Raw genomic sequence first — 25,711 nt, 5'->3', positions numbered from 1 at the left:
GTAAAAATCACCAAATAAATAAAAAAACTATAGAGTATTTACTCTAAAATATTTTTTAAATTCAGAGGCTTACTACTAGTAATTTTATTTTTTTTGTATATTATTGCCCCCAATAAAACTGACTATCTTTTATACAAGGATAGCTTCACCCAGAAACTAAAAATACAGCTCATATATTCATTTTAGCAAAATCAGGAAAATAGCTATGAATCAGAAATTGGAGCAACTTTTTCAAGAAAAGGTTCAAGGTAAAATTGCATTAATCACTGGTGCATCTAGTGGTATTGGTTTAACGGTTGCAAAAAAACTTGCTGCGGCAGGAGCACATGTACTTTTGGTGTCTCGTACAGAAGAAACACTCAAAGAAGTTCAAGCGGAAATCCAGGCAGAAGGTGGTCAAGCGGACATTTTTCCGTGCGACTTAAATGATATGGATGCAATTGATAGGGTCTCTAAGCAAATCATTGCTTCGGTTGATCATATTGATATATTAATAAATAACGCAGGACGTTCGATTCGCCGTGCTGTACATGAGTCTGTCGACCGTTTCCATGACTTTGAACGTACCATGCAGCTGAATTATTTTGGTGCTGTACGCTTAGTATTGAACATCTTACCGCAAATGATGACACGCAAAGATGGCCATATCATCAATATCAGCTCGATTGGTGTATTGGCAAACGCAACCCGTTTCTCTGCTTATGTTGCTTCAAAAGCTGCTTTAGATGCCTTTAGCCGTTGCTTATCTGCCGAAGTCCACTCACATAAAATTGCGATCACATCGGTGTATATGCCTTTAGTGCGTACGCCCATGATTGCACCAACCAAAATCTATAAGTACGTTCCAACGCTCTCTCCAGAACAAGCAGCAGATTTGGTGGCTTATGCGATTGTTAAACGTCCGAAAAAAGTTGCAACCAACTTAGGACGTTTAGCTTCAATTACCTATTCAATCGCACCAGGAATCAACAATAAATTAATGTCGATTGGTTTTAATTTATTCCCAAGCTCAACTGCTTCTGTGGGTGAACCACAGAAACTTAATCTAGTACAACGTGCCTATGCGCGTTTATTCCCTGGTGAACATTGGTAAGTTTAAAACATCTTAGAAAGCTTATTTTTAAGTAAGCTTTCTAACCACTCAATAAAAAATTGAAAATAGACAGGTCTATATTTTCTTTCTAAAAATAAAAAATTAACAGGAATCTTGAGACATGGTTCATCTTCAAAAATTCGAATTAATTTATTTTGTGCAATAAAAGGCACTGCATCGAACGCAGGAATCTGAATGATCCCTAATCCTTGTAAAGCAGCATGTAAATAGCTTTGTGTGTCCTCTACACACAGTTTGTAGGGAAGATTGACCTGAATATTTTTAAAATACAGGCGCTCAAAATCAGTATCTAAATTTTTGATTTGATACCCGATCAGAAAATGCTCTTGCAAATGCGTCAAGTGCAATGGTTGTTGCAACCTATTTAGATAATCAGGAGAAGCCAAAGTATATAAATCAACATTGGCAATTGGTCTTACTATTAAATTTTCATCCTCCACCCTACCCACACGAACGACACAATCTAAACGCTGTTCGATTAAATCTGAATAATGATCATGACTATAAATTGAAATTTTAACATTTGGATATTTTTCATAAAACTCATTGAGATAAGGAATAAGGTATTGTGTTGCTATACGCAACGGCAAACCAATTTTAATTTTTCCTATATGCTCACGATTTTTTAATTTGAAATGATCTAATGTTTCAGACTGTAGAATTAAGTGTTTAACCTCTAGAAAAAATTGCATTCCGTCATTGGTTAAATTGACTTTTCGAGTAGTTCGATTAAACAGCAAAATTTCATATTCTTTTTCTAAAGCTTGTATGGCATAGGTAATGGTGGAACGTGGTAAGTCTAACTCTTTTGCTACTTGTGCAAATGAGTGTTTTTCTGCAACAAGACAAAAAATTTTAAACCGCTCTATTTTATCCATCTATTATTCAAATTTTTCAAACAATCCATTCGATTCTATCCACTATGTAGAATAAAAAATAGCACCTAGAATTTCAACATCACTGGTTAACATTGGAAAATAAAAATGAGCTCACATGACTTAAAAGATAAAACCGTTATTATTACGGGTGGCGCAAAAAATTTAGGTGGTTTGATCTCTCGTAAATTTGCAGAACAAGGCGCAAATTTGGTCATTCACTATAACAACCCAGAAACCCGAAAGGATGCTGAAGAAACACTTAAAGCTGTTGAACAATTGGGTGCTCATGCAACACTGATACAAGCAGATCTTTCTAATATTGAGAATATTGAAACCTTGTTCATCAAAGCCAAAGAAACTTTTGGTGGTATCGATATTGCAATTAATACAGTCGGTCGAGTATTAAAAAAACCATTGATTGAAACCACAGAACAAGAGTTTGATTCAATGAATGACATTAATAATAAAATTGCTTATTTCTTCATTCAATCTGCGGGAAAACATCTCAACAATGGTGGAAAAATTTGCTCAATCGTGACCAGTCTTTTGGCAGCCTATACCGGTTTGTATTCCACCTATGAAGGCTTAAAAGCACCGGTTGAGCACTATACTCGCGCGGCATCAAAGGAATACGGAGCGCGTGGTATTTCCGTTACAGCCGTTGCACCAGGTCCAATGGATACCCCATTTTTCTATGGTCAAGAAGCACCTGAAGCTGTGGCGTACCATAAATCTGCCTCAGCACTGGGGGGCTTAACCAAAATTGAAGATATTGAACCTTTGGTACGTTTCTTAGTCACAGAAGGCTGGTGGATTACAGGACAGACTATTTTTGCCAATGGTGGTTATACAACACGATAATGCTGCTCGAGAAAAGTGCCCATTTTATTCAATGGGCACTTTTTCCTTAGTCGTCATAATTTTGCTTGACCCATTCAGCCGTCCGTTCAATGGTTTGCTTGAGATTGGTTTCGGGTATTTTCCAGTTTTGATTCAATTTTAAAAATGCATCAATATTCAATTGCTCTGTACGAATGAAATTTAACATTTCCGCAGATAACTCCAACTTTTGAGCAAGCCATTTCCATTTTAAAATTAATTTTAATATTTTGAGAGAAACAAAATAGTGTGGTGCCTTAAGATTTAAACGATCTGCCGCATGTTGAATCAGTACCTGTAAAGAAATCTGGGTGGGATTAGCAATCAGTATCTCTTGATTTACTGCCAATTGGTCCTGTGAGGCTTTACATATCGCATGAACTAGCATATTCACCGAAACTAAAGGCAAATAATGCTGAGGGGTTGCAGGAATTGCAGTCAACTTGCGTTGTATCAATTGGGTAATGAGATGTTCAATCGGCTGATATTTTGCGATTTCTCCAGAGTATTCATCTCCTATGACTGTTGCAGGGTGTATTACCGTCCAATCAATTTTCAACGCTTGTGCAGATTTGATCCAAGCAAAATGCGCTTCAATTTTGGAAGCTTCATAAGCACCTAGTTTTTGATAGACACACTGCCAATCTGTTTTTTCTATATTTTTCAGATCAACTCCAGCATCTTCCAAATGCTGAGTAAGTGTCAACATATAGCCAGAAAGATGGATTGCCCGTTTCAAGTGACAGTGAGCATTCACAGTTTGAAGTAAATTGATGACTCCTCGAACATTCACTTCATGTGCCTGTTGCATCGACAGATTCCATGCAAATAACGCACTGGTGTTGAACAAATGTGTCACCGTTGCAAGCCGTTTCCAGTCCCCAGTTGAAATACCCAAGTCTGGTAAGGTGATATCACCTTGTATACATTGCAATTTTTGATGATTTATTCCTTGCTTTTCTAGCCAAGCTTTCAATCTAGGTTCTTGTTGCTCACGATTTCGACACAGCGCAAAAACCTGATCATTGTCTTGAAGTAATTGTGCCACCAGAAATTTACCAATAAATCCTGTTGCACCTGCGACCAAGGTAATTTTTTCTGTGCTTTGATAATTTTGCATCACTTGCTACGCTCCTTATGTTCACACTTAATCTAAAGGATGGAGTACACTCCACAGTCAAGTGTTTCTTGCAAGTGCATTCAAATTTGGAGCCAGTGATGTTAATCAGTGAGTTATCAAAACATCTCAATCTCAGTCGGGATACGATTCGTTTTTATGAAAAGCTAGCGCTTATTCATCCTTTGATACGCAATAATGGATACAAAGATTATTCAGAACAGGATGTACAACAATTACAGTTGATCCAAGTTGCTAAAAATTTAGGTTTTACTTTGGCTGAAATTAAACAAATTTTGGATTTGGTCAATGTGAATGAAATTCCAGCGGAACAATTTCATGAGATTTTAACCGACAAGCTTAATCTCATTCGTGAGAAAATCGTTCAACTACAAAACATTCAGCATCTGCTTGAAAATCTTGTGATTGGCGAAGCATGCCCATTTAAAAAAGATTGTGATATTTCTGCGATTGTCTAGTCCATAAAAAAACCGCCTTACGGCGGTTTCATTTTGAGAAATTAAAGCTTATTTAGATCCTTTAATCCCTGCTTGTAATAACAATGCGCCTAAACCACCAATTTTATTTTCTTGAGGTTTTGCTGCCTGAGGCTTTTTGTCATGACGAGGTGCTTTGTCCTTATTGTCATGATTTGGACGACCTTGCTGTGGACGCTTACCTTGTGGCTTACGTTCAGTACGTTGCTCATTGTTATTAAACTCACGCTTTTGACGAGGTGCTTTAGCAGGTGCTTCAGAACCTTCAGGGCGCATCGACAAATTCACACGATTACGTTCAGCATCTACTGTCAACACGCGCACTTGTACAATTTGTCCTGGTTTAACAACTTTATGTGGATCTGCAACAAATTCATTGGCAAGTTCAGAAATATGAACTAAACCATCTTGATGTACACCAACATCAACAAATGCACCGAAGTTGGTCACATTGGTAATTACACCTTCGAGCTGCATGCCCTCGGTTAACTGACTCACTTCAGTAATATCTTCACGGAATTTAGCCGTACGGAATTCTGGACGTGGATCACGACCTGGTTTTTCAAGTTCACTTAACACATCTTGAATCGTCGGTAAACCAAATTGATCATCCACAAAATCTTCCGCTTTGATCTGACGGATAATTTCAGTATTACCAATAATATCTTTCACTGTAGTCGCTTTGGCTTCAACAATCTTATTGACCAAGCCATAAGACTCAGGATGAACAGATGATGCATCCAAAGGCTCAGAACCGTCTTGAATACGCAAGAAACCTGCAGCTTGTTCAAAGGTACGTTCACCCAAACGAGGGACATTCTTTAATGCTTGACGATTATCAAAACGACCATTTTCTTTACGGTAATCGACAATTTGCTGCGCAATCGCCTTATTCAATCCAGCGATGTAACCCAAGATTGCAGGAGAAGCAGTATTGACATCCACACCTACAGCATTCACACAATCTTCTACCACTGCATCCAGTGTTTTTGCCAAGTTGGTTTGATTCACGTCGTGCTGATATTGACCTACGCCAATTGATTTAGGATCAATTTTAACCAACTCAGCTAAAGGATCTTGTAAACGACGCGCAATAGACACCGCACCACGAATCGCTACATCAAGTTCAGGAAGTTCAGCAGAAGCCAACTCTGAAGCAGAATATACTGATGCACCTGCTTCACTGACTGAAACACGGGTTAAGTTAAGATCAGTGTTCTCAGCCATCATTTCAGCGACAACTGCTTCAGTTTCACGGCTTGCTGTTCCATTACCAATAGCGATTAAATCTACATTGAATTCACGGCACAGTCTTGCCAGTTCTGCAATTGAACCCGCCTTATCTTCTTTAGGTGCAAAAGGATAAATGGTGCTGTGTGCCAAAACATCGCCTGAATTTGAAACTACAGCAAGTTTCACACCTGTACGGATACCAGGGTCAACACCCAGTGTGGTACGAGAACCAGCAGGTGCAGAAAGTAACAAATGACGTAAGTTTTCAGCAAACACATTCATTGCTTCTGATTCAGCAGCAAGGCGTTTTTCAGTCAATAATGAATGCTCGATGGTCGGACGAACTTTGCCTAACCAAAACAGTTTTACTGTTTGTTTTAAAAAGTCTTGACGAGATTGTGGTTGAACTGTCTCAAGATTATATTCAGTTTCAATACGTGAAAGTGGTGCATGATCTTCACCATCAACTTTAAGACCAAGCACATTTTCTTGACGACCGCGCAGCATCGCCAATAAACGATGTGAAGGTACTTTATTGAGGTTTTCAGAGAAATCAAAGTAATCACGGAATTTCTTACCGACTTCTTTTTTCTCTTCAGATGCAACTAAACTCTTCAACACAGCGGTTTTTGCAAAAGTCGTTTTCAACTCTGTTGTCAAAGGAATATTTTGTGCCCAATCATCAATAATGATGTGTTGAATCGCATCTAATTGACTTTCAACATCTGGATATTCTTCATGGCTAAAACCAGCCAAAGCTTCTGTAGGATCAACTTGCTCTGCAATAATTTTTTCTGCGATAACACCAAGACCCGCTTCTTTTGCTTTAAAAGATTTACTGGTACGTTTTGGACGATACGGTGCGTAAAGCTCTTCTAAGGCATTTTTTGTTTCAGCGGCATTTACACGAGCGAGCAAATCATCTGAAAGTTTATTTTGTTCTTTTAAAGATTCGATTACTTTTTCACGGCGTTCAAATAAATCACGTAAATAAACAAGGCGCGTATCGAGTTGGCGTAATTGTATATCGTCTAAACCCTGTGTTACTTCTTTACGGTAACGTGCAATAAATGGAACACTAGAGCCTTCATCAATCAGTTTAATGGCAGCTTCTACTTGGTTTGGACGTACGGCAAGTTCACTTGCCAACTGCTGAACTAAGTCAGTCATCGTGTTTAATTCCACAAGGATAAGGACTAAAAGTTAGTGATTATAAAGACCGAGACCATAAAATCCACAATTGTTTTGCAAATTAGTAATGAAAAAAGTGATAAAAGTTCATTTTTCTTGAGTTTTTATCATGCAATCGGGTATTTCACTCTGACCTTGTGCGTTCAAATTGCTTTGTAAAATAATTTTTCCAAGCTGCCATTTCGCCCCTTTTCTCTGACCGCCACCAAAACGGTTGAAATATTGTAAAGAACACGATTGATAACCCGGTTTAGTGACTGTCTCTTGAACAAACACTGGTGGTGCTTCCATATACATGATTTCTTTCAACAAAAAAGCAGAATAGCGCTGCTCTTTTAACTGAAAATCGCCATTTTGATTGGTTTGAGTTTCTCCCACTTGAACATATGCAATCGGTTGTCCACGACCATCAATCACTTGTCCAGAGATCTCTGGTCGAGATAATCGGCTAATACATGCAGTTAAACAAAAGCTTATTGCTAAAATACATAAAAGTTTCATTTGCAAATGGTATGTTTTTTTATTTATAAACATAGAACGATCTCAAATATTTGTAGATGTTGTCTTTTGGTTTCAAAACAGCCGGAAAATTGTATTTTTGAGCAATTTGATACATAGTCTTAACAAGCGCTTAGGCATTATACTGAGATTGATGAATATTTATAATTTACAACATTAAGGGAGTACATCATGAGTTTGGTTGTACCTGCTGAAAATACAGATGTCGTACAAAACGAAACTGACCGTGTCGAACGCATCTTAGTGGTCGATGATGATGTGCGTTTACGTACCCTTTTACAGCGTTTCCTTGAAGATAAAGGCTTTGTTGTTAAGACAGCCCACGATGCAACACAAATGGACCGTCTATTACAACGTGAGTTATTTTCACTCATCGTTTTAGACTTCATGCTTCCTGTAGAAGATGGTTTAAGCATTTGCAGACGATTACGCGCATCCAATATTGATACACCTGTCATCATGCTCACAGCACGTGGCAGTGACTCTGACCGTATTGCTGGTTTAGAGGCTGGTGCGGATGACTATTTGCCAAAACCATTTAATCCAAATGAATTATTGGCACGTATCCGTGCTGTTTTACGTCGCCAAGTTCGTGAGGTTCCAGGTGCACCAAGCCAAAATGTAGAAGTGGTTTCGTTTGGTCCATGGTCTTTAGATCTTTCAACGCGCACTTTGACACGTGAAGGGCAAGTAGTCACCTTGACCACAGGTGAGTTTGCCGTGTTGAAAGCGCTGGTACAACATCCACGCGAACCATTGACCCGTGATAAATTGATGAATTTGGCACGTGGTCGTGAATGGGGCGCAATGGAACGTTCAATTGATGTTCAAGTTTCACGTTTGCGTCGATTAATCGAAGAGAATCCAGCACGCGCACGTTATATCCAAACTGTATGGGGCGTAGGTTATGTCTTTGTTCCAGATGGTGCGGAATAATAAAGCGATATATGGTATCTCTATTTGCTGAACGCATGAGATATTGACTTATGGGTGACATTTTTGAATAAGGAATGTCACCCATATTTTATTGCACAGAATAATGCTTTTATGAATTAAGCTTTTAGATGATTTCTAAATGGGGGTTAATCTTATCAACCATGAAACCTCTGCCATTACATAGAAATAATTGTATGAAGATCAAGTTTGCAATGCACCGCTTTACATTTAAAGTTTAAATCGCTTTGCGTAGGCGCTATCTCACTTTTCAGAGATGAAAAGATGACAAAAAACTTCTGTTTAACAGGGGTCTTGCACTGTAAACAAAGCAATACTTTGTTTTTTGCTCATACCTCCCCAAGATGGCGACATCCATGTCGCCTCACGATAGAAAGACCATCTATGTTTCAGAAGCATTTAAAATGTATGTAAACATTCAATGCGCATTTTTCGACCATCTCAAAAAGTCGAATTGGTTACTAAAAATAATAAAAGAAGCAAATCATCATAAAAATTAGGCTTTCTTATTCAATCAAACAATCTATTTTGACTAGATTAAATTTTATGAGTTTATTTTTATTCAAATCACAAGTGTTAGATCAAGCATAGATAAAATCACAGTTTTATTATTGCTATAAATTCATCATTGATTAAACTAAAATCATTGCATCACACGATATTATCGAGTAACAGGATCAATCTGTGAAATTAGAACCCATAGACCCACAAGAATTTACTGACTTTGTCGCTTACAAAGAACGCAAACGCACACCTTGGGAACGCTTTCTCGATAAAATTAAACCACGTTCAGCTGCAATGCGAACTACGGTTCTGGTCATATTTGTGGTTTTTTTTAGCCTATTTATGTCTCTTTGGTTTTTCTGGAAAACACTCTATCTCCCAGAAATTCAACAACATGCACGTTTTCTGGCAGTTGAGCTTGAGATGGTCAACAATCCTCGCTTGCAGATCTACCACGACGATATTCAGTTAGATATTGATGAGTGGTTAAAACAGCGTGTTGGTGTGGAATATGTTACAGATCCTAAAGACTATCCAAATGTTAAAGATAAAATTATTGCTGATTTCTTTACCAATCGCATTGAAAAGCAATTGGCAGAAGAATTAAAAATTAAGGACGTAACGGTTTACTTCCAGTTTAAACCTAGTCCACGTATCTGGGTACAAACGCCTGAAATGAATGGGAATTGGGTTCGTGAACCGTTAAATACCTATGCGAATTATAGTCCAGAACTTATTTTAGCTTGGTTATTGGGGATTCCTTTAATTGCTGCAGCCATTATTTTGACATTGGTTAGACAGTTGAATCGCCCATTACGTCGCTTACAACATGCTGCAAATAATTACAGTAAAACAGGTAAAGCGCCTTATCTTGAAACCAACCATGGACCACAAGAAATTCGTGAAGTTAACCAAGCTTTTAACCATATGATCTATACGCTTGAACAAACTGAACGAGATCGTCAAATCATGTTGGCTGGAATTTCACATGATTTAAGAACACCGCTGACTCGGATTCGTTTAAGTGCAGAAATGATGTCTGATGATGACTTCTTAAAAGAAGGACTGATTTATGATGTCGATGATATGGATGCCATTTTGAGCCAATTTATCTCTTATATGCGTGATGGTTCAGATGAAGAGCTACAAGACACCAATATCAACAGCTTACTACAAGAACTAGTGATTCAGTTTAAGCCTTTGGATATTCGCTTTACACCTCAAGAGTTGCCAATCATCACCGCACGTTCGCTCTCACTCAAACGCTTGATTGGTAATTTGATCAACAATTCTAAGCGCTATGGTGCAGAACCAATTGAATTAAGTGCACTGGTTGAAAATGAACATATCAAAATCTGTGTTGCGGACAATGGTGAAGGTATCCCTGAAGATCAGATTGAAGACTTAATGCAACCCTTTGTACGCGGAAATGCTGCACGTACAGTTCAAGGCAGTGGTTTAGGGCTGGCAATTGTGAAGCGAATTGTCGATATTCATCAAGGTGAACTGTCTATTTCCAACCGCCCTGAAGGTGGTTTACAAGCCATCGTCTCCCTACCACTTTCGATAAAAGTTGAGGAAGAACCGACACCTACAAACCCGATTCAAAAAATTAAGCAAAGTTTGAGTGATCATTTTTAATGATCGCTCAATAATCAAACAAACAGTTTTGTTTATTTATCAAACAGACAACATTATTTCATTAATAAATAATAACTTAAAAACCATCACTAAAATTTATACCCGCATTTATTGAAAAAATTAGACCTTAGCATTAGAGGCATGCACAATTTAGTTTGAGGGCGGTACAATCCGTCTAGTTTTGAACAAGAATTGAGCGTAAACCATGTCTTTAGATCGTATCCGTTTAGCATCTCTCCATGACAAAGTCATGAGCGCAGAACAAGCTGCAACTTTTATCCAAGATGGTATGACTGTGGGGATGAGCGGCTTTACTCGTGCAGGCGAAGCAAAAGCTGTACCTTTAGCACTTGTAAAACAAGCCAAAGTAAATCCTCTCAAGATTACATTGATCACTGGTGCGAGTTTAGGTAATGATCTAGACAAACAATTGACTGAAGCAGGTGTACTTGCTCGTCGTTTACCGTTCCAAGTCGATAACACATTACGTAAAGCCATCAACAAAGGCGAAGTGATGTTTATCGATCAGCATTTGTCAGAAACTGTTGAGCAAATGCGTAATCTTCAATTGAAAAAACCTGATGTTGCTGTGATTGAAGCCATTGCAATTACTGAAGATGGCGGCATCATTCCAACCACTTCTGTAGGTAACTCTGCAAGCTTTGCAATTTTTGCTGAAAAGGTGATTGTTGAAATCAACACCAATTTAAGCCCTGCTTTTGAAGGCTTACACGATATTTATATCCCAACGTATCGTCCTACTCGTCAACCCATCCCATTAACACATGTTGATCAACGTATTGGTACACCTGCAATCAATATCGATCCTGCAAAAATTGTCGGTATCGTGATTAACAGCGAATTCCATGACTCTCCATCAACAGTGACTTTACCGGATGATGAAACGCAATCGATTGCAAACCATTTGATCGCATTCTTTGAGAAAGAAGTTGAAGAAGGTCGTTTGCCTGCGAACCTTGGTCCATTACAAGCAGGAATTGGATCTATTGCCAATGCAGTATTAACAGGTCTGAAAGAATCAAACTTTGAAGACTTAGTGATGTACTCAGAAGTACTTCAAGACTGTACTTTTGAATTGATTGATGCGGGTAAAATGAAATTTGCTTCAGGTTCATCAATTACGCTTTCTGCTAAATATGGCGAAAAAGTATTTAACAATCTTGAACAATACAAAGATAAATTGGTTTTACGTCCACAAGAAATTTCAAACCATCCTGAGTTAGTTCGTCGTTTAGGTATCATTGGTATCAACACTGCACTTGAATTCGATATTTACGGCAACGTCAACTCAACTCACGTTTGTGGTACCAAGATGATGAATGGTATCGGTGGTTCAGGCGACTTCGCGCGTAATGCACATTTGGCTATTTTCGTAACCAAATCAATTGCAAAAGGCGGTGACATTTCTTCTGTTGTACCATTTGCCTCACATATTGATCATGCTGAACATGATGTTGATATTCTGGTTACTGAACAAGGTCTTGCAGACTTACGTGGTTTAGCACCACGTGAACGTGCACGCGCTGTAATCGATCACTGTGCTCACCCAATGTATCGTGATGCCTTAAATGATTACTTTGATCGTGCATGTGAAAAAGGCGGTCAAACACCTCATATTCTTCGTGAAGCGCTTTCTTGGCACTGCAACTTTGAAGAAACAGGTCATATGTTAACCACACAAGATCAAGCTAAAAAATCTGCATAATCTTTCTGCACGATCTTTCTGCATAATCTTTTAGCTCAATAAAAAACGCCCAAAGGGCGTTTTTTATTGTCTGTTGCTTTAACAGGTTGATATGTTCGTTGCAAAAAATGGCAATCAAATAAAATAGCTCTGCGAGCTATACATATCCACTTGCTCACAAAGCTTAAATGATCTTGCCTAGACGACCATCTTTTCCTCGATAAATGCTACACCTGACTGATCCTGATTAATCATATCTACGGCTTTTTCAGCAATCATAATGGCAGGTGCATTGGTGTTTCCATTGACCACTTTAGGCATGATGGACGCATCCACCACACGTAAGTTCTGAATACCATAAACACGCAATCGTGGATCAACCACAGCCATTTCATCCACGCCCATTTTACAACTTCCTACAGGGTGATAAACCGTGTCTGAGCGATCTCGTAAAACCTGTCGAATCTCCTCATCCGTGTGGACATTTGCAGTAAACAAATCTTCTTTGATCATGCTTTTAAACGCTTCAGACTGCATTAAAGTTTGCGTGAGCTTAAAACCTTTGACCATTTCTTCTAAATCAGACTCTTCTCCATAAAAATTTGGATCAATCAATATTGGATCGTCGATACTTGGACCACTGATCTTGATCGTGCCACGACTTTTTGGGTTCAGTAAGCATACATGACAAGAAATGCCATGACCTGTATGTAAAGTCCGAGCATGGTTATCAACCAATGCAATCACAAAGTGTAATTGTAAATTCGGTACTTTTTGCTCTGCTGAGCTTTTAATAAAACCGCCACATTCAGCAAAATTAGTCGTAAGCAAACCACGCCGCTCTTTTCGATAACGTCCTATTTGCTTGATTAAATCAATAGACCCGGGGATGGATAGCCCAAAAGTTCCCTGTATTTCACGTACTTTATAGCCAAAGATAAAATCAGGATGATCATGAAAATTCTTGCCCACGCCGGGTAAGTGTTTTTTCACCTCAATCCCATGTTCCATTAACTCATGCTGGTCACCGATGCCAGATAACATCAAGATTTGAGGTGACTGCATTGCACCAGCACTGAGTAGCACTTCACGTCGCGCGTGGATCTGTTTCAATTGACCATTCTGCTTATACTCCACACCCACAGCCACACCGTTTTCGATTAAAATTCGCTGGGTTTGCGCCGAGGTCTCAACTGTTAAATTTTTTCGTTTAAGATGTGGAAAGAGATAAGCCCGAGCTGAACTACAGCGCTCACCATTAATATGAGTGACTTGATAAATGCCTAAGCCTTCCTGCTCTTCGCCATTAAAGTCATCCAAAATTCGATAGCCCTGTTGTTTCGCAGCTGCAAGATATTTTTGTTGAAGCGGATTGTCACTGTGTAAATCAATCACAGACAATGGACCATCATTACCATGATATTGATTTTTAATTCTTTGATTATTCTCTGATTTAATGAAATAAGGTAAAACCTCATCATATGACCAGCCTGTATTCCCTAAAGCCGACCAATCATCATAATCTTGTCGATGTCCTCGGATATAGACCATTGCATTGATTGCAGATGATCCACCCAGACACTTACCACGTGGTTGGTAGCCTTTGCGACCGTTCAAACCTTTCTGAGGAACAGTTTCAAATGCCCAGTTATTAATTTTTGTAGGAATGCTAATGACCGCTGCGCAGGGAACCTCGACTTTCCAGCCATCTCCAGTACCACCTGCTTCAAGCAAACAAACAGAAACCTGTGGATTTTCAGATAAACGACCAGCCAAAACACAACCTGAGCTTCCACCACCAACAATAATATAATCAAATTCCTGTTTATTCATATGAAATTCCATTTTTGTTTTAAATTATTCCTCAATCATTATGCATATTTTCAAGCAATAAAAAATAATCATTCGTAACCGCACCATTCCACTCCAAATTTAGAATGTCTATCAAACATTTACGCATTGTCTAAAAAATCAACTTATCAAGATGCACTTTTTATATTAATCTGATGCAAACATTCTTTTAAAAACAAGAGATAAAAGAAAGCTATGTTTATCATTAGGCAGTTTCAGGAAACCGACTTAGATGATGTCATTGCACTTTGGGAAACATGTGATTTAACACGTCCATGGAATAGCCCAGAGATTGATATCTTCCGAAAAGTCGCTCAAAAAGATGGATTATTTTTATTGGCGGTCAAAGATGAACAGCTCATTGCTACCGTGATGGGCGGTTATGACGGACATCGTGGCTGGGTAAATTATCTTGCCGTGCATCCACATGATCAACGTAATGGCGTGGCAACAGCCCTCTTACAACAGCTTGAAAAGCGCTTGGTTGCATTGGGCTGTCCAAAGTTGCAACTGTTGATCCGTAAAGACAATATCGATGTACAAAGTTTTTATGAGCAATTGGGCTATGAAGAGATTGAGGTGGTTTGCTTAGGTAAGCGGCTGATTCAGGATTAAGAACAGCCTCATCAAATTAAACTCATCATGGGTCTAATGCTATCGGTTAAAAGTGAGACATCATCTACACCGCGTTAAAAGTATTTATTGCAATGCTGTCGAAGTTTCAGAGCTGTACGTATAGCTAAATACACTTAAAACCTATAACCATAAGCAATTCCCAAAATATCCTGACTCATTTTAATTTTAGCCTCACCACCACCAAATGCAGGAGAAATTGGTCCTTTCACCTCATTTTCCAAGGCATGTGTATAGGCAATACTGAGTTCTTGATGAGGATCAATATTCCATGTTGCACCAACACTGAGATGGTCTTGAATGACACCAGGTGCAAGAATATTTAAAAAGACCTCTTGCGCTGGAATGGGCTGATCATTATGACTATAGCCTGCCCTTAAAAGCAGTCGAGGGTGTGCTTGATAAGATACCCCCAATTTATAGACATTGATGTCTTTCCAACCAAATCCAGGACCCTGTGGAGAACCAAAAAGCTGCCCCTGCTGTAGCTGCCCGACATCAAATGAATGTCCAACAGATTTCACATCTGAATAGTTAATCCGTTGTACATCTGCTGCAATGGTGAATTGAGGGCTTACTTTTAATGCTGCACCCACTGCATAGTTTTCAGGAACATCAAAATCTCCATGTTCAGCAAATAATCCTCGATATTGATCAAAACGATCAGCATTGATTTTTGAAGCATAACTCGCACCTAAAGTTAAGCGATCATTGAAGAATATGCCTGACCAGCCCACTCGTGCTCCTAGACCTGTAGCACTCTGCTTTCCTCGATTACTGAGGTTTGAAGCATCTGAAGAAAATCCAGCAAAACCCTGAATTCCCCTTGCCTCAAAACGTTGATATAAAATATTCGTTGCAGCACCCACAGATTGATTTGCGGCATATTTCCAAGATACCGCAGGAGAGACAAAAACTTGCGTTAAATCGACCCCAGCCGTGCCCCTATTGCCAAATGCAGCAAACGGATTATCCTGATAGCCTGTATTCATACCACCATTGCCATACACTGCTAAACCTAATGCCACTTGGTCATTGATTTGATGATTTAAAGCAATTTCTGGCAATACAAAATACGCTCGTCCATTGCCATCATATGAGCCATTCGCATTCGGCAGTTGATTTGCAGTGATGTTTGCAGAACGATCAGGTGAAAAAATACTCGCCCCAATGTCAATACGGTTTCCAACCCAACTTAAACCTGCTGGGTTATTAGCGATGCTGAGTGCATCCTGAAATTGAGCGATCGATACACCTGCATTACCTTGGGCTTTTACACCATAGGCATGCATAAAATAGCCTGTTGTCGCAGAAGAATTCGAGCTAAATAAAACCCCAGCAATTGCCAGCCCCGTAACTTGAGATATAAATTTCATTGAATCATCTTATCTTTAAATAATATATAACTAAGTATATTGTTAGCCATATATCTTGTAATCCAAGATAAAATGAGATCATTATTCTATTTTTTCATAAAACACTTTTTCTTGACTTGTTTCACTCGACCTAGGCGCAAGAATACAGGAAATTCTATTTTTAAATCTTCATGTTCACTGCTTAGTTGTTCAGCCAATTCAAGTAAGGGAGGATCTTGATTTTTTTCACAATAATGTTTAATTGCCGACCATGTCGATAAATATTTTAACAGTTGTGCTGCTGACCATTGATACTGCATTTTAAAACTGGCAACGGTTATTTCTTCAAATGGGAATGGAATCGTCTGATATTCTTCGTCAATATAACGGCGCTCAGCATCCCAATAACCGTTTAATTTTTTAAAATATACATCTTGAATCATGGAATGAATGACTTTATTCTCAACTTGAATTAAACCATATCCGATGACAGCAAGGATTCCCTGCGGTTTAAGTGTTCTTTGAACCTCTTTATAAAACCCGTCAAAATCAAACCAATGAATTGCCTGCGCTACCGAAATTAAATCAAAACTGTGAGCTGCAAATGAGGTGTGTTCAGCCGATTGAACCTGATAGCTAACATTATCAAAATAAGGTGCAAGCTGTAGTTGTTTTTCGCTCAAATCGGTGGCAACAATATGATCAAAGTAAGGAGTCAGTAGTTGAGTGAATTGTCCTGAACCTGCACCACAATCCCATGCAAAGCTACGCTCAGGAACATGATTTAATATTTCCTGAACCACATCCTGTGGATAACTGGGTCGTGCTTGTTGATAAAGCGCACTGCCTGATGAAAATAAATCTTTCATTGTTTTTTATAACAATCTATTCGTTTTATAAAAATTTATTCTACGTCATTTCCACATCAGCTCAAGGCATTTTGTAAGACAATTAAAATCATTCCTCTGCACCGTATTTTAATCGGTTTATTTTCTAGAACGCTCACAATGACATTGAACGCTAAAAATAGGCAATAAAAAACCCCAAACAATGTTTGGGGTTTTTCAAATATGGTGGCGAGACCCAGGATCGAACTGGGGACACACGGATTTTCAATCCGTTGCTCTACCTACTGAGCTATCACGCCGATGCGGTGTATTAAGCCGTATCTGCATTCAATAGTCAATAAAAATCATGACTTTTTTATTCAAGCGAATATTTTTTACCCAAAAAAAATCCCTGATGGGATCAGGGATTGAAATCTTAAAGATTTTTAAATATGGTGGCGAGACCCAGGATCGAACTGGGGACACACGGATTTTCAATCCGTTGCTCTACCTACTGAGCTATCACGCCGATGGGGCGTATTAAACAATTTAATCCATAAGCCGTCAAGTATAGAAAGCATTAAAATCATTCAACAGTCTATTTTTACAACAAAATCAGCCTATTTACGCGCTAATGGATGCTTTTTCACACATATTTGAGTCATACATTGTTTGAATGATCTCGATTAGCATAACCAATTTGCGCATATTCCGTTTTTGAATCTGTTCAAAATGCACTTAAAACTAACCATTTCACCATCCCTTGTTCTTGAGCAACTTGTTTTTGAGCAAAGCAAGCAAAAGCAATGACTCAAGCTGCTTTAGGCATTCAGAAAACTCAAATCGCTTAGATTTTACCGAGATGCGCTAAACAACGATGTATTGCACCGCAACCTGGCTCAAAGTTCTTTACACCCTTTTCTTCTTCAATTCGGCAAACTTCTTCAACCAAACGTTCAGCAACCCCTCGCCCTCGATTGGCTGGATGTACCACAATATTTTCTAAAGTTCTGCTTTCACCTTGTCCAGTACACCATAATGCCCCAATAATCTTTGTATTAAATTCTGCGACATAAAGTAGGGTATAATGAGCCAAGTTTTGCTCAAGTTGTTCTATGGCGTCATGACCATCCCCAAATTCGGGACTGGTGTCATATAATCGCTCAAGCTGATCGCGAACTTCTTCATTTTCTAGTGAAGTTTTAGCATGTACGGTAATAGGCATTGATTAACCCTCCTGAGCAATCTAATATGCTGTCACTTTCGTCACAGCGAAACATCTTTACATCAAACTTTTAATTTTTGACGTTTTTTGAGGAACGTGTCTATGGCGCAACGTATCAGTGAAGTGGTAAGAAACACCAACGAAACTAAAATTCGAGTTCGTGTGAATCTTGACGGTACTGGTCAAGGCACGCTCAATACAGGTGTTCCCTTTTTAGACCATATGATTGATCAAATCAAGCGTCATGGTTTATTTGATATTGATATTCATTGTGATGGCGACTTGGAAATCGATGATCACCACACCGTAGAAGATTGTGGGATTACGCTAGGACAAGCTTTTGCACAAGCGCTTGGCGATAAAAAAGGCTTAAAACGTTATGGTCATTTTTATGCACCACTTGATGAGTCTTTAAGCCGTGTCGTTGTTGATCTATCAGGTCGCCCAGGATTGTGGATGGATATTCCATTTACTCGTGCGCGAATTGGTAGCTTCGATGTCGATTTATTCTCAGAATTTTTCCAAGGCTTTGTTAATCATGCCTTAATGACCCTGCATATCGACAACTTAAAAGGTAAAAATAGCCATCACCAGATCGAAAGTGTGTTCAAAGCGTTTGCTCGCGCACTACGTATGGCATGCGAAGTTGATCCTCGCGCTGAAAATACTGTTGCTTCTACCAAAGGAACCTTGTAATGACCCGTATTGCCCTTCTTGATTATGGCATGGGAAACCTTCATTCAGCAGCTAAAGCACTTGAACATGTCGGTGCAACTGTAGATGTGACCAATGATCCAAAGCTGATTGCTCAAGCAGATAAAATTGTATTTCCAGGTGTGGGAGCAATGCGTGACTGCATTCAAGGCATGCATGAAGCAGGAATCGATGAAGTTGTACATCAAGCTGCCTTCAATAAACCTGTGCTGGCAATATGTGTCGGTATGCAGGCTTTACTTGAGTCATCTGAAGAAAATGGTGGCACTCAAGCGCTGGGTATTTTTGATGGCATGGTCAAACATTTTCCAGATATGGAGGGATTAAAAGTTCCTCACATGGGCTGGAACCAAGTCCACCAAGCTGATCCTAGCCATCCAATGTGGAAAAATATCGAACAAGATGCACGCTTCTATTTCGTGCATAGCTATTATGTTGAACCTAAAGATTCAACACTGATTGCAGCAACATGTGATTATGGTTTGCAGTTCTGTACCGCAATTCATAAAGAAAATCTATTTGCTACACAATTCCATCCAGAAAAGAGCCATACAGCAGGTTTGCAATTGCTGAAAAACTTTGTGGAATGGAATATTTAATTTATTTAAATTAACGTGAGTTCGATGCAATCATACATTTAACTTACTGAAAAAAATAAAACTCTGCGGAGTCTTGCTGAGTTTTCACCCAATTACAGAATCAGCCTGCGGCTAGCCCTACTTTTCTTTCGGGAAAAGTAGGCAAAACCATTGTCACCCGCAAAACTCGTCAGCTACCAGCAACATATTTAAGCAGTCGCAGAAACAATACATTATAGAAGTAATCCTGCCTCAAACAGTTGCGGATGACGTTTCCGAGTATCATGTTTTATCAAGATTTTTATATCGATCTCAGCTTAAATTACACTGTTTTTTTACTCATACTTTATTTTTTCTTATCAATTCATTATGCTTCATCAAAATTGAATAAAAAATCATCAATTCTTTTTTTTAAACAGTTTTTTAAAAATATCATAATTTATATAGGAATATAAAATGTCTTCTAATTTCCAAAGCCATGATTCAGGTTTAAATGCAAATGGTCGCTTCGGACGATTATCATATTTAGGTTGGAATATGTTAACCTTTCTAATCACTATAATTGCTGCTGTTTTATTTAGTATTATATGTGCTATTGTAGCGCCAAATTTCTTATCAACAGCAACTATTAATGGAAATTTATCCATTTCATTATTATTTATTGTTGGAATTTTTTATATTGTATTAATTTACTTTTCATTTATATTTTCGATACGCCGCTTACATGATCGTAATCATAGTGGTTGGCTATCTTTACTTATTCTCGTACCCTTTCTAAATCTCTTTTTTATACTTTATTTAATTTTCGCCCCAGGTACTCCAGGCTCAAACAATTATGGTGCTCCACACATCACTAAAACTTGGGAAAAAGTATTGGGTTGGATGTATTTCCTTATTTTTCCACTAGGAATTTTAGCAGCAATTGCTATTCCCGCTTATCAAAACTATGTTGATCGTGCTCAACATCAACAAATTGAACTACATAGTCAGCACACTCAATCTGAATAAAAGATTTCTGTAATAGTTATCATCTTGGATTCACCATATTAAACTATGATGATTCCAAGACTTGTTGTGAGCAATAAACTTTACGTTTCTTTTTTTAAATCACTCAAATTTAAAAATAAAACTTTAACACTTATTGATTCAATGGCTTATAGATGAAAAACATCACGCTCATCAATGATGCACTACTTCATCCCAATGGACGTTTTGGGCGTTTATCACTCATTGCATGGTTAACCATTCTCACCCTTATTTTATGCTCCCTAAATCTTTATATCTCATTACAGATGTTGAATACCGACGAAGATTTTAAGCAAATTGAACCTTTGGCTTTGTTTTTATGGGCGACCTTACACATCTCATGTATCTATACATTTTTTATACTCATCATTCGTAGACTGCATGATCTTAATCGTTCTGGTTGGTGGAGTGTGTTGATTTTGATCCCGATTGTACAGGTGCTTTTTTTGTTTTTAATCTTTGTCACACCTGGCTCTTTTCATGATAATCAATACGGTAGCAGTAGATTAACACCTATTTGGGAAAAAACCGTTGCAATGATCTCAATCATTTGCACCCCCATCTTAACCATCGTGCTCATCTATATTTTGGCGATTTCTCCCCCACCGAAAACTGATCCGCAAATCGAATTTGAAGGATCTCATCACGTGATGCAACCATCACGTTAATCTTTGGTAACAAAGCCACCTTCTAACGGTTCAACATTGATTTTAATCTCTGCTTTTAAGTTTAAAGCGGCATAACGATCTTTAATCTCATTGATTAACTGCTCCATGGTGGCATGGCTTAAATCCAGTTCAGATTCAGCATATGCCTTACTCACAAGTTCCGTTTTGTCTTGCTGTTTAGCTTCCATATTCCAACGTTCAGTCATACCCACTAAACGTGCCAATTCAATTAAACTTTGTGCGCTTGAAGGTGTAGAATTATGTAGCCATTTACTCATTGTACCTTTTGAAGTTTCCAGCACATTGACAATATCACTGGCCTTTATATTTTTATCTTGAATCAATTGCTTTAAACGTTTTGCACCTTCGATAAAAAGATCATCCTCTTTTTCTACCATCTGCTTGATTCCTGTAATTTCATCTCACAAAACTATCATCTTTTATTCAAAGTTTGTTATAACACAATATCGTTAAATTTTTTTATGCCTTACCTGCTCAATTTTAGTCGACAAAGCAAGTAATTTATGAAATTTCAGCTACCCCTGAAAACTGAGAGCTAAAATTTGTGAATGATCAAAGCCAACAACTCCCAAGCAAGGAACAAATTCTAAGCTTTCCACGTTTTGAAAATTTGCCTTTAAATAAAATTGTGGTGATTAATACGCTGGAACAGTGTCATGAAATTTCAGAAGAATTAGCAAAAGCGACTTTACTCGGCTTTGATACAGAGTCAAAGCCAACTTTTACAAAAGGTGAAGTTCAGACAGGACCTCATTTGATTCAACTTGCCACTGCGGAGAAAGCTTATTTATTTCAGGTTTCGCCTGAAATTCTAAACTTTTTAAAACCCTTTTTAGAAAACACAAATCAACTCAAAGTGGGCTTTGGTCTAAAAAATGACTTACATTTATTTCGTAAAAAAGGGGTAGAACTACATCGTGTGATTGAGCTTTCCAAACTTTTCTCAAGCTTCGGAATGACCAGTCCATTAGGCATTAAAAATGCGATGGCGCTCCTATTTCAGGTTCATTTTCCTAAAAGTAAATCAATAAGCACCTCGAACTGGGCGAAAAAGAATCTGACCATTCCTCAAATTCAGTACGCCGCAGCAGACGCTTATGCGCCAGTTCTTATTTTTAAGGCACTTCTCGATTTAAATTTAATCCCAGTTGATATCATCAAAATCACGACTGAATTGGGGATCAATGAAAATAAAAGCCCCAACTGACACTTAGAAATTGATCAAGTTTTTGCTAAGATGAACGCCAATGAATTTCTATGAGAATAGGCAAGGAGCGAAAGCATGCTGATCATCCCTGCAATAGACCTGAAAGATGGTAAATGTGTACGTTTAAAACAAGGTCGTATGGAAGACGATACTGTATTTTCTGATGATCCAGTTGCAACGGCACAACATTGGGTAAATGAAGGTGCACGCCGTTTACATCTGGTTGATTTAAATGGTGCTTTCGCTGGTACACCAATCCATAAACCTGTGGTTGAAGCAATTGCCAAAGCGCAACCTGAACTACCGATTCAAATTGGTGGTGGTATCCGCTCTTTAGAGACGATTGAGCATTACCTAGATGCTGGTGTGTCTTTTGTGATCATTGGAACCAAAGCCGTTCAAAACCCTGAGTTTGTCGAAGAAGCATGTCAAAAATTTGCAGGTCATATCATCGTCGGTATTGATGCAATGAACGGTATGGTTGCTACAGATGGCTGGGCAAATGTGACTGATGTAAAAGCGACTGATCTTGCAAAACGTTTTGCTGATGCAGGTGTATCAAGCATTGTTTATACAGACATCGCACGTGATGGCATGATGCAAGGTGTCAATGTTGAGCAGACTGTTAATCTTGCACAATATTCAGGTCTTCCTGTCATCGCATCAGGTGGTGTTACTAACTTAGATGATGTACGCAACTTAAAAGGTCAACCAGGTATTTTAGGTGCAATTACTGGACGAGCAATCTATGAAGGCACGCTCAATCTACGTGAAGCTCAATTATTGTTGGATGACCAAGCATTCTAACTTCAGTTAATTTGTAGAAAGAGAACCGTAAGGTTCTCTTTTTTATTCTTTCAATCACAACAAAAATCTAGACTAATGTATTCTCAAAATGCTGCATTTCTATTTTTTGTGCCAGAAAGGGTTTTAAAGCCTTAAACCAATGTTTAAATTCTTCTGTTTTCATAAAAACATCTGTGTGTGCTTTTAAATCAGTCCAGTGAATTTGTAGAATATATTGTTGATTATTCTCTATTCCACGAATCAATTTAAATTTTTCACACCCTTGTGCATTTCTAAAAATGTCGGATAATTCATAAAATTTCTTTTCGAAAGCCGATTGCTGACCCTCAATAATATGAAATAAAGCTTGTTCAATGACCATGGCTTATTTCTCTTTATGCATATTTTAATAGTTAAAGTATAACGCTTTCAGGTGACAATTTAATGATCGCCTCTCATTTATTACCAAACTTAACATCAGCATAATTCTGTGCTTTCGCGTAAAATAGCGATGCTTTCTTTTGCCCTCTTGTTCTTTATGTCATCCTCTCCCTTTGCTTTATTTTTAAAATCGAAAATACCTCAGATTGCCCTGATCATCATGACTATGATTTGGGGAGGTACTTTTGTCGTTGTGCATCATGCCTTGAATTATAGTTCTCCAATGTTCTTCGTAGGTTGCCGATTTGCAGCGGCAACCATCGCTGTCGGATTATTGTCATATAAATATCTCAGAGGCATTCATCTAAAAGAAATTATTGCTGGGGCACTGATTGGCAGCATGATTGCTGGAGGTTATGGCTCACAAACCGTAGGAATGCAAACCATCAGTAGTAGTGAGTCTGCATTTTTAACGGCGTTATATGTCCCTTTGGTACCCATCTTAATTTGGCTGATTTTTCGTAAAAGACCTCACGTGATGACATGGTTAGGTGTTTTGCTAGCATTTATCGGGTTAATTTTCTTAACAGGCAATGGCTTCAACCAAATCAATCTCAATACAGGGCAAATTGTAACCCTACTCGGTTCTTTTGCGATTGCAATGGAAATTATTTTGATTGGTTACTTTGCCGGGAAAGTGAACATTCAGCGAGTGACTGTAATTCAGTTGGCTTTCGCCTCAGTGTTATCTTTTGCATCAATGCCCTTTGTTGGAGAACATCATATCCCCGCCTTTTCGTGGGAACTGCTTATACTGGCTGTAGGATTAGGATTGACCAGTTCTATATTGCAACTGACCATGAACTGGGCACAACGTTCAGTTGATCCATCTCAAGCAGCAGTGATCTATGCTGGCGAACCTGTATGGGCAGCATTATTTGGCAGAATTGCAGGTGAACGCCTTCCCCTAGTTGCACTTTTTGGTGGATTACTTGTGGTTTTGGGCATTATCCTCAGCGAATGGAGACCTCGATTTTTAAACAGAAAACAACATCAAAAAAGTACTCACACCATATAAAAAAACAGCGTTTCAAGGTAAACGCTGTTTTTTACTTCAGTCATTCTTTCAATTTTTAGTCAGGTTTATAGCGGTAAAGCTTGATCATCATTCAAAACGATAATCCCTCGAATCGCTCGATAAACAATCCATATCCAAGAAAGAAATAAAGTCACACCACAAAACACTGTAGCGCTGAGTGCTACACCTGCAAATGCGTTGACATTATCCATAGTGAAAAAGAGAAAAAGAAATGGAATAAATGCAACGATGGTCCAGATCAAGTACCACCAAAATGTTCTGATTTGCCACTTAAAATGGCTTTCAAAAATCGTACCTCGAACAGAATCTAATTTTACGTAATTAATAATCAATGCAACAATTGCTAGAATTCCAGCGGAGAAAATCGCAATAATGTAAAGAATGTATAAGATTAAGGTGAGAGATTTACTATTGTTTGAATCGACATAATTACTCATCGCAAGCCCTTTTTTAAAACTTGGCGAATTCACACTAAATGTGGAATACATTTAAAGGTGAAATTAACCATAAAATCAATAAAATATTAAAGACTATGGTACAGAAATAGATCTTTCGAAAAGGTTGTTTTTGTGTTTTATGTCGTAAGCGTTGTTGTGCCAACCATGCAGCAGGCCAGCCGCCTAAAAAGGCTAAAATATGTAAGGTATTTTCAGGCACCCGACGCTGATTGATTTGTGCAGCTTCTTTGTCCTGCGCATAGAACCAATAAGTCATGACATTGATAATACTGACAAAAAGCAGAATCATACCATTTAATAAACCACTTATACTTAAGATTGCCAAAGCCACTATATAAACGATACATATGATTTGCATCGGCTGTAATGAGGAGGCTTTTTGGGCATTCAGTGTATTCTGACTGGTTCGATTTGTTTTGGCATGAACAGTTTGAGTTGCTTTCAAATAAGTCACTTGCTTGGCTTTATAACGTCCTTGTCCATCTAACTGCACCACATATTCAAGTGCACAGCCCACTATCGGACGTGGACCTTTTTGTGCAAAGTCTTTGATATGCAGGAATACACGCTCTTTTAGTCCATCATTGGGTTGAATAAAGCCATAGCCTTTGTCATCAAACCACTCAACTAACCGACCTTGATCACGCATT

Annotated in this window: 26 protein-coding genes and 2 tRNA genes; 14 read left to right on the top strand and 14 right to left on the bottom strand. The window is 38.4% G+C overall.

Annotation, left to right across the window (positions count from 1 at the left end):
• The first annotated feature begins 205 nt into the window (after positions 1-205).
• Complete coding sequence (locus AAV97_RS08855) at positions 206-1,093, top strand: SDR family NAD(P)-dependent oxidoreductase (protein WP_004825436.1); 888 nt, start codon at positions 206-208, stop codon at positions 1,091-1,093.
• A gap of 2 nt (positions 1,094-1,095) precedes the next feature.
• On the opposite strand, the gene AAV97_RS08850 is transcribed toward AAV97_RS08855, so the two are convergent.
• Positions 1,096-1,992 (bottom strand): LysR family transcriptional regulator, encoded by an 897-nt coding sequence (locus tag AAV97_RS08850; protein ID WP_046760371.1) that lies wholly within the window; start codon positions 1,990-1,992, stop codon positions 1,096-1,098.
• Positions 1,993-2,097: 105 nt separating this feature from the next.
• Between AAV97_RS08850 and AAV97_RS08845 the strand changes: the two genes are divergently transcribed.
• Complete coding sequence (locus AAV97_RS08845) at positions 2,098-2,853, top strand: SDR family oxidoreductase (RefSeq protein WP_046760370.1); 756 nt, start codon at positions 2,098-2,100, stop codon at positions 2,851-2,853.
• Between the two features lie 46 nt (positions 2,854-2,899).
• Here AAV97_RS08845 and AAV97_RS08840 read toward each other — a convergent pair whose 3' ends face one another.
• Positions 2,900-3,991, bottom strand: a complete 1,092-nt coding sequence (locus tag AAV97_RS08840) for an SDR family oxidoreductase (RefSeq protein ID WP_046760369.1) — start codon at positions 3,989-3,991, stop codon at positions 2,900-2,902.
• A gap of 98 nt (positions 3,992-4,089) precedes the next feature.
• Between AAV97_RS08840 and AAV97_RS08835 the strand changes: the two genes are divergently transcribed.
• Positions 4,090-4,467 carry a MerR family transcriptional regulator gene (locus tag AAV97_RS08835; protein WP_046760368.1) on the top strand — a complete coding sequence of 126 codons (378 nt, stop codon included), beginning with the start codon at positions 4,090-4,092 and terminating at the stop codon, positions 4,465-4,467.
• A gap of 48 nt (positions 4,468-4,515) precedes the next feature.
• Here the strand turns inward: AAV97_RS08835 and AAV97_RS08830 are convergent, their stop codons facing one another.
• Together AAV97_RS08830 and AAV97_RS08825 are read right to left on the bottom strand one after the other, a co-directional pair.
• Entirely contained in the window at positions 4,516-6,888 is a 2,373-nt protein-coding gene (locus tag AAV97_RS08830; protein WP_046760367.1) for a Tex family protein, read from the bottom strand.
• Between the two features lie 108 nt (positions 6,889-6,996).
• A complete protein-coding gene (locus AAV97_RS08825) occupies positions 6,997-7,410 on the bottom strand; it encodes a carboxypeptidase-like regulatory domain-containing protein (RefSeq protein ID WP_227562050.1) in 414 nt (137 codons plus the stop codon).
• Positions 7,411-7,599: 189 nt separating this feature from the next.
• On the opposite strand from AAV97_RS08825, the gene ompR reads away from it, so the two are divergent.
• The 3 genes from ompR (at position 7,600) to AAV97_RS08810 (ending at position 12,253) form a co-directional block, all read left to right on the top strand.
• Positions 7,600-8,364, top strand: a complete 765-nt coding sequence (gene ompR / locus AAV97_RS08820) for a two-component system response regulator OmpR (RefSeq protein WP_004825449.1) — start codon at positions 7,600-7,602, stop codon at positions 8,362-8,364.
• 702 nt (positions 8,365-9,066) lie between these two features.
• Positions 9,067-10,527 carry an ATP-binding protein gene (locus AAV97_RS08815; RefSeq protein ID WP_046760365.1) on the top strand — a complete coding sequence of 487 codons (1,461 nt, stop codon included), beginning with the start codon at positions 9,067-9,069 and terminating at the stop codon, positions 10,525-10,527.
• 205 nt (positions 10,528-10,732) lie between these two features.
• Positions 10,733-12,253, top strand: a complete 1,521-nt coding sequence (locus AAV97_RS08810) for an acetyl-CoA hydrolase/transferase family protein (protein ID WP_004825459.1) — start codon at positions 10,733-10,735, stop codon at positions 12,251-12,253.
• A 177-nt stretch (positions 12,254-12,430) separates the two neighbouring features.
• Here the strand turns inward: AAV97_RS08810 and AAV97_RS08805 are convergent, their stop codons facing one another.
• Entirely contained in the window at positions 12,431-14,065 is a 1,635-nt protein-coding gene (locus AAV97_RS08805) for a GMC family oxidoreductase (protein WP_005034394.1), read from the bottom strand.
• Between the two features lie 213 nt (positions 14,066-14,278).
• Here AAV97_RS08805 and AAV97_RS08800 point away from each other — a divergent pair, with 213 nt between their 5' ends.
• Positions 14,279-14,698 (top strand): GNAT family acetyltransferase, encoded by a 420-nt coding sequence (locus tag AAV97_RS08800; protein WP_004825465.1) that lies wholly within the window; start codon positions 14,279-14,281, stop codon positions 14,696-14,698.
• A gap of 134 nt (positions 14,699-14,832) precedes the next feature.
• Here AAV97_RS08800 and AAV97_RS08795 read toward each other — a convergent pair whose 3' ends face one another.
• From AAV97_RS08795 to AAV97_RS08775, 5 genes are all read right to left on the bottom strand, one after another.
• Positions 14,833-16,092 carry an OmpP1/FadL family transporter gene (locus AAV97_RS08795; RefSeq protein ID WP_046760364.1) on the bottom strand — a complete coding sequence of 420 codons (1,260 nt, stop codon included), beginning with the start codon at positions 16,090-16,092 and terminating at the stop codon, positions 14,833-14,835.
• A gap of 86 nt (positions 16,093-16,178) precedes the next feature.
• The gene (locus AAV97_RS08790) at positions 16,179-16,940 is read right to left on the bottom strand and encodes a class I SAM-dependent methyltransferase (RefSeq protein WP_046760363.1); all 762 of its coding nucleotides are present in this window, start codon (positions 16,938-16,940) and stop codon (positions 16,179-16,181) included.
• Positions 16,941-17,142: 202 nt separating this feature from the next.
• A tRNA-Phe gene (locus AAV97_RS08785) sits at positions 17,143-17,218 on the bottom strand.
• Between the two features lie 133 nt (positions 17,219-17,351).
• A tRNA-Phe gene (locus AAV97_RS08780) sits at positions 17,352-17,427 on the bottom strand.
• Positions 17,428-17,745: 318 nt separating this feature from the next.
• The gene (locus AAV97_RS08775; RefSeq protein ID WP_005034402.1) at positions 17,746-18,123 is read right to left on the bottom strand and encodes a GNAT family N-acetyltransferase; all 378 of its coding nucleotides are present in this window, start codon (positions 18,121-18,123) and stop codon (positions 17,746-17,748) included.
• A 102-nt stretch (positions 18,124-18,225) separates the two neighbouring features.
• On the opposite strand from AAV97_RS08775, the gene hisB reads away from it, so the two are divergent.
• The 4 genes from hisB (at position 18,226) to AAV97_RS08755 (ending at position 21,109) form a co-directional block, all read left to right on the top strand.
• Positions 18,226-18,819, top strand: a complete 594-nt coding sequence (hisB, locus tag AAV97_RS08770; RefSeq protein WP_004825477.1) for an imidazoleglycerol-phosphate dehydratase HisB — start codon at positions 18,226-18,228, stop codon at positions 18,817-18,819.
• Positions 18,819-19,436: an imidazole glycerol phosphate synthase subunit HisH gene (gene hisH, locus AAV97_RS08765; RefSeq protein ID WP_046760362.1), complete on the top strand. Its 618-nt coding sequence runs from the start codon at positions 18,819-18,821 to the stop codon at positions 19,434-19,436. The genes hisB and hisH overlap by 1 nt, the downstream gene beginning before the upstream one ends.
• A 435-nt stretch (positions 19,437-19,871) precedes the next feature.
• A complete protein-coding gene (locus AAV97_RS08760; RefSeq protein WP_042089133.1) occupies positions 19,872-20,423 on the top strand; it encodes a DUF805 domain-containing protein in 552 nt (183 codons plus the stop codon).
• Between the two features lie 152 nt (positions 20,424-20,575).
• Positions 20,576-21,109 (top strand): DUF805 domain-containing protein, encoded by a 534-nt coding sequence (locus AAV97_RS08755; RefSeq protein ID WP_046760361.1) that lies wholly within the window; start codon positions 20,576-20,578, stop codon positions 21,107-21,109.
• Here AAV97_RS08755 and AAV97_RS08750 read toward each other — a convergent pair.
• Positions 21,106-21,507, bottom strand: a complete 402-nt coding sequence (locus tag AAV97_RS08750) for a transcriptional regulator (protein WP_004825483.1) — start codon at positions 21,505-21,507, stop codon at positions 21,106-21,108. The two genes, AAV97_RS08755 and AAV97_RS08750, sit on opposite strands and share 4 nt — an antisense overlap.
• A 167-nt stretch (positions 21,508-21,674) precedes the next feature.
• On the opposite strand from AAV97_RS08750, the gene AAV97_RS08745 reads away from it, so the two are divergent.
• On the top strand, positions 21,675-22,337 hold the full coding sequence (locus tag AAV97_RS08745) for a 3'-5' exonuclease (RefSeq protein WP_042089136.1): 663 nt from the start codon (positions 21,675-21,677) through the stop codon (positions 22,335-22,337).
• A gap of 75 nt (positions 22,338-22,412) precedes the next feature.
• A complete protein-coding gene (hisA, locus tag AAV97_RS08740) occupies positions 22,413-23,144 on the top strand; it encodes a 1-(5-phosphoribosyl)-5-[(5-phosphoribosylamino)methylideneamino]imidazole-4-carboxamide isomerase (RefSeq protein WP_005034409.1) in 732 nt (243 codons plus the stop codon).
• Positions 23,145-23,211: 67 nt separating this feature from the next.
• Here the strand turns inward: hisA and AAV97_RS08735 are convergent, their stop codons facing one another.
• Entirely contained in the window at positions 23,212-23,505 is a 294-nt protein-coding gene (locus tag AAV97_RS08735; protein ID WP_004825489.1) for an antibiotic biosynthesis monooxygenase family protein, read from the bottom strand.
• 156 nt (positions 23,506-23,661) lie between these two features.
• On the opposite strand from AAV97_RS08735, the gene AAV97_RS08730 reads away from it, so the two are divergent.
• Positions 23,662-24,582: a DMT family transporter gene (locus AAV97_RS08730; RefSeq protein ID WP_046760360.1), complete on the top strand. Its 921-nt coding sequence runs from the start codon at positions 23,662-23,664 to the stop codon at positions 24,580-24,582.
• A gap of 65 nt (positions 24,583-24,647) precedes the next feature.
• Here the strand turns inward: AAV97_RS08730 and AAV97_RS08725 are convergent, their stop codons facing one another.
• Together AAV97_RS08725 and AAV97_RS08720 are read right to left on the bottom strand one after the other, a co-directional pair.
• On the bottom strand, positions 24,648-25,040 hold the full coding sequence (locus tag AAV97_RS08725) for a DUF4870 family protein (protein WP_035299960.1): 393 nt from the start codon (positions 25,038-25,040) through the stop codon (positions 24,648-24,650).
• A gap of 34 nt (positions 25,041-25,074) precedes the next feature.
• The gene (locus AAV97_RS08720) at positions 25,075-25,710 is read right to left on the bottom strand and encodes a DUF1294 domain-containing protein (protein WP_042089138.1); all 636 of its coding nucleotides are present in this window, start codon (positions 25,708-25,710) and stop codon (positions 25,075-25,077) included.
• Position 25,711 lies beyond the last annotated feature (1 nt).

Source organism: Acinetobacter sp. Ag2 (assembly GCF_001005515.1).
GTDB classification, from domain to species: domain Bacteria; phylum Pseudomonadota; class Gammaproteobacteria; order Pseudomonadales; family Moraxellaceae; genus Acinetobacter; species Acinetobacter bereziniae.
The sequence above is the reverse complement of the archived record's forward strand: the minus strand, read 5'-3'. Positions and strand labels throughout refer to the sequence as shown.

What these genes read in the sequence shown, in the direction of transcription:
- AAV97_RS08840 (WP_046760369.1), bottom strand. Translation starts at nt 3,991, where the DNA reads ATGCAAAATTATCAAAGCACAGAAAAAATTACCTTGGTCGCAGGTGCA.
- AAV97_RS08795 (WP_046760364.1), bottom strand. Translation starts at nt 16,092, where the DNA reads ATGAAATTTATATCTCAAGTTACGGGGCTGGCAATTGCTGGGGTTTTA.
- AAV97_RS08725 (WP_035299960.1), bottom strand. Translation starts at nt 25,040, where the DNA reads ATGAGTAATTATGTCGATTCAAACAATAGTAAATCTCTCACCTTAATC.
- AAV97_RS08755 (WP_046760361.1), top strand. Translation starts at nt 20,576, where the DNA reads ATGAAAAACATCACGCTCATCAATGATGCACTACTTCATCCCAATGGA.
- AAV97_RS08810 (WP_004825459.1), top strand. Translation starts at nt 10,733, where the DNA reads ATGTCTTTAGATCGTATCCGTTTAGCATCTCTCCATGACAAAGTCATG.
- AAV97_RS08835 (WP_046760368.1), top strand. Translation starts at nt 4,090, where the DNA reads ATGTTAATCAGTGAGTTATCAAAACATCTCAATCTCAGTCGGGATACG.
- hisB (WP_004825477.1), top strand. Translation starts at nt 18,226, where the DNA reads ATGGCGCAACGTATCAGTGAAGTGGTAAGAAACACCAACGAAACTAAA.
- AAV97_RS08750 (WP_004825483.1), bottom strand. Translation starts at nt 21,507, where the DNA reads ATGGTAGAAAAAGAGGATGATCTTTTTATCGAAGGTGCAAAACGTTTA.
- AAV97_RS08805 (WP_005034394.1), bottom strand. Translation starts at nt 14,065, where the DNA reads ATGAATAAACAGGAATTTGATTATATTATTGTTGGTGGTGGAAGCTCA.
- hisA (WP_005034409.1), top strand. Translation starts at nt 22,413, where the DNA reads ATGCTGATCATCCCTGCAATAGACCTGAAAGATGGTAAATGTGTACGT.
- AAV97_RS08760 (WP_042089133.1), top strand. Translation starts at nt 19,872, where the DNA reads ATGTCTTCTAATTTCCAAAGCCATGATTCAGGTTTAAATGCAAATGGT.
- AAV97_RS08845 (WP_046760370.1), top strand. Translation starts at nt 2,098, where the DNA reads ATGAGCTCACATGACTTAAAAGATAAAACCGTTATTATTACGGGTGGC.
- AAV97_RS08730 (WP_046760360.1), top strand. Translation starts at nt 23,662, where the DNA reads ATGTCATCCTCTCCCTTTGCTTTATTTTTAAAATCGAAAATACCTCAG.
- AAV97_RS08790 (WP_046760363.1), bottom strand. Translation starts at nt 16,940, where the DNA reads ATGAAAGATTTATTTTCATCAGGCAGTGCGCTTTATCAACAAGCACGA.
- AAV97_RS08775 (WP_005034402.1), bottom strand. Translation starts at nt 18,123, where the DNA reads ATGCCTATTACCGTACATGCTAAAACTTCACTAGAAAATGAAGAAGTT.
- AAV97_RS08850 (WP_046760371.1), bottom strand. Translation starts at nt 1,992, where the DNA reads ATGGATAAAATAGAGCGGTTTAAAATTTTTTGTCTTGTTGCAGAAAAA.
- hisH (WP_046760362.1), top strand. Translation starts at nt 18,819, where the DNA reads ATGACCCGTATTGCCCTTCTTGATTATGGCATGGGAAACCTTCATTCA.
- AAV97_RS08855 (WP_004825436.1), top strand. Translation starts at nt 206, where the DNA reads ATGAATCAGAAATTGGAGCAACTTTTTCAAGAAAAGGTTCAAGGTAAA.
- AAV97_RS08830 (WP_046760367.1), bottom strand. Translation starts at nt 6,888, where the DNA reads ATGACTGACTTAGTTCAGCAGTTGGCAAGTGAACTTGCCGTACGTCCA.
- AAV97_RS08825 (WP_227562050.1), bottom strand. Translation starts at nt 7,410, where the DNA reads ATGAAACTTTTATGTATTTTAGCAATAAGCTTTTGTTTAACTGCATGT.
- ompR (WP_004825449.1), top strand. Translation starts at nt 7,600, where the DNA reads ATGAGTTTGGTTGTACCTGCTGAAAATACAGATGTCGTACAAAACGAA.
- AAV97_RS08735 (WP_004825489.1), bottom strand. Translation starts at nt 23,505, where the DNA reads ATGGTCATTGAACAAGCTTTATTTCATATTATTGAGGGTCAGCAATCG.
- AAV97_RS08800 (WP_004825465.1), top strand. Translation starts at nt 14,279, where the DNA reads ATGTTTATCATTAGGCAGTTTCAGGAAACCGACTTAGATGATGTCATT.
- AAV97_RS08720 (WP_042089138.1), bottom strand. Translation starts at nt 25,710, where the DNA reads ATGCGTGATCAAGGTCGGTTAGTTGAGTGGTTTGATGACAAAGGCTAT.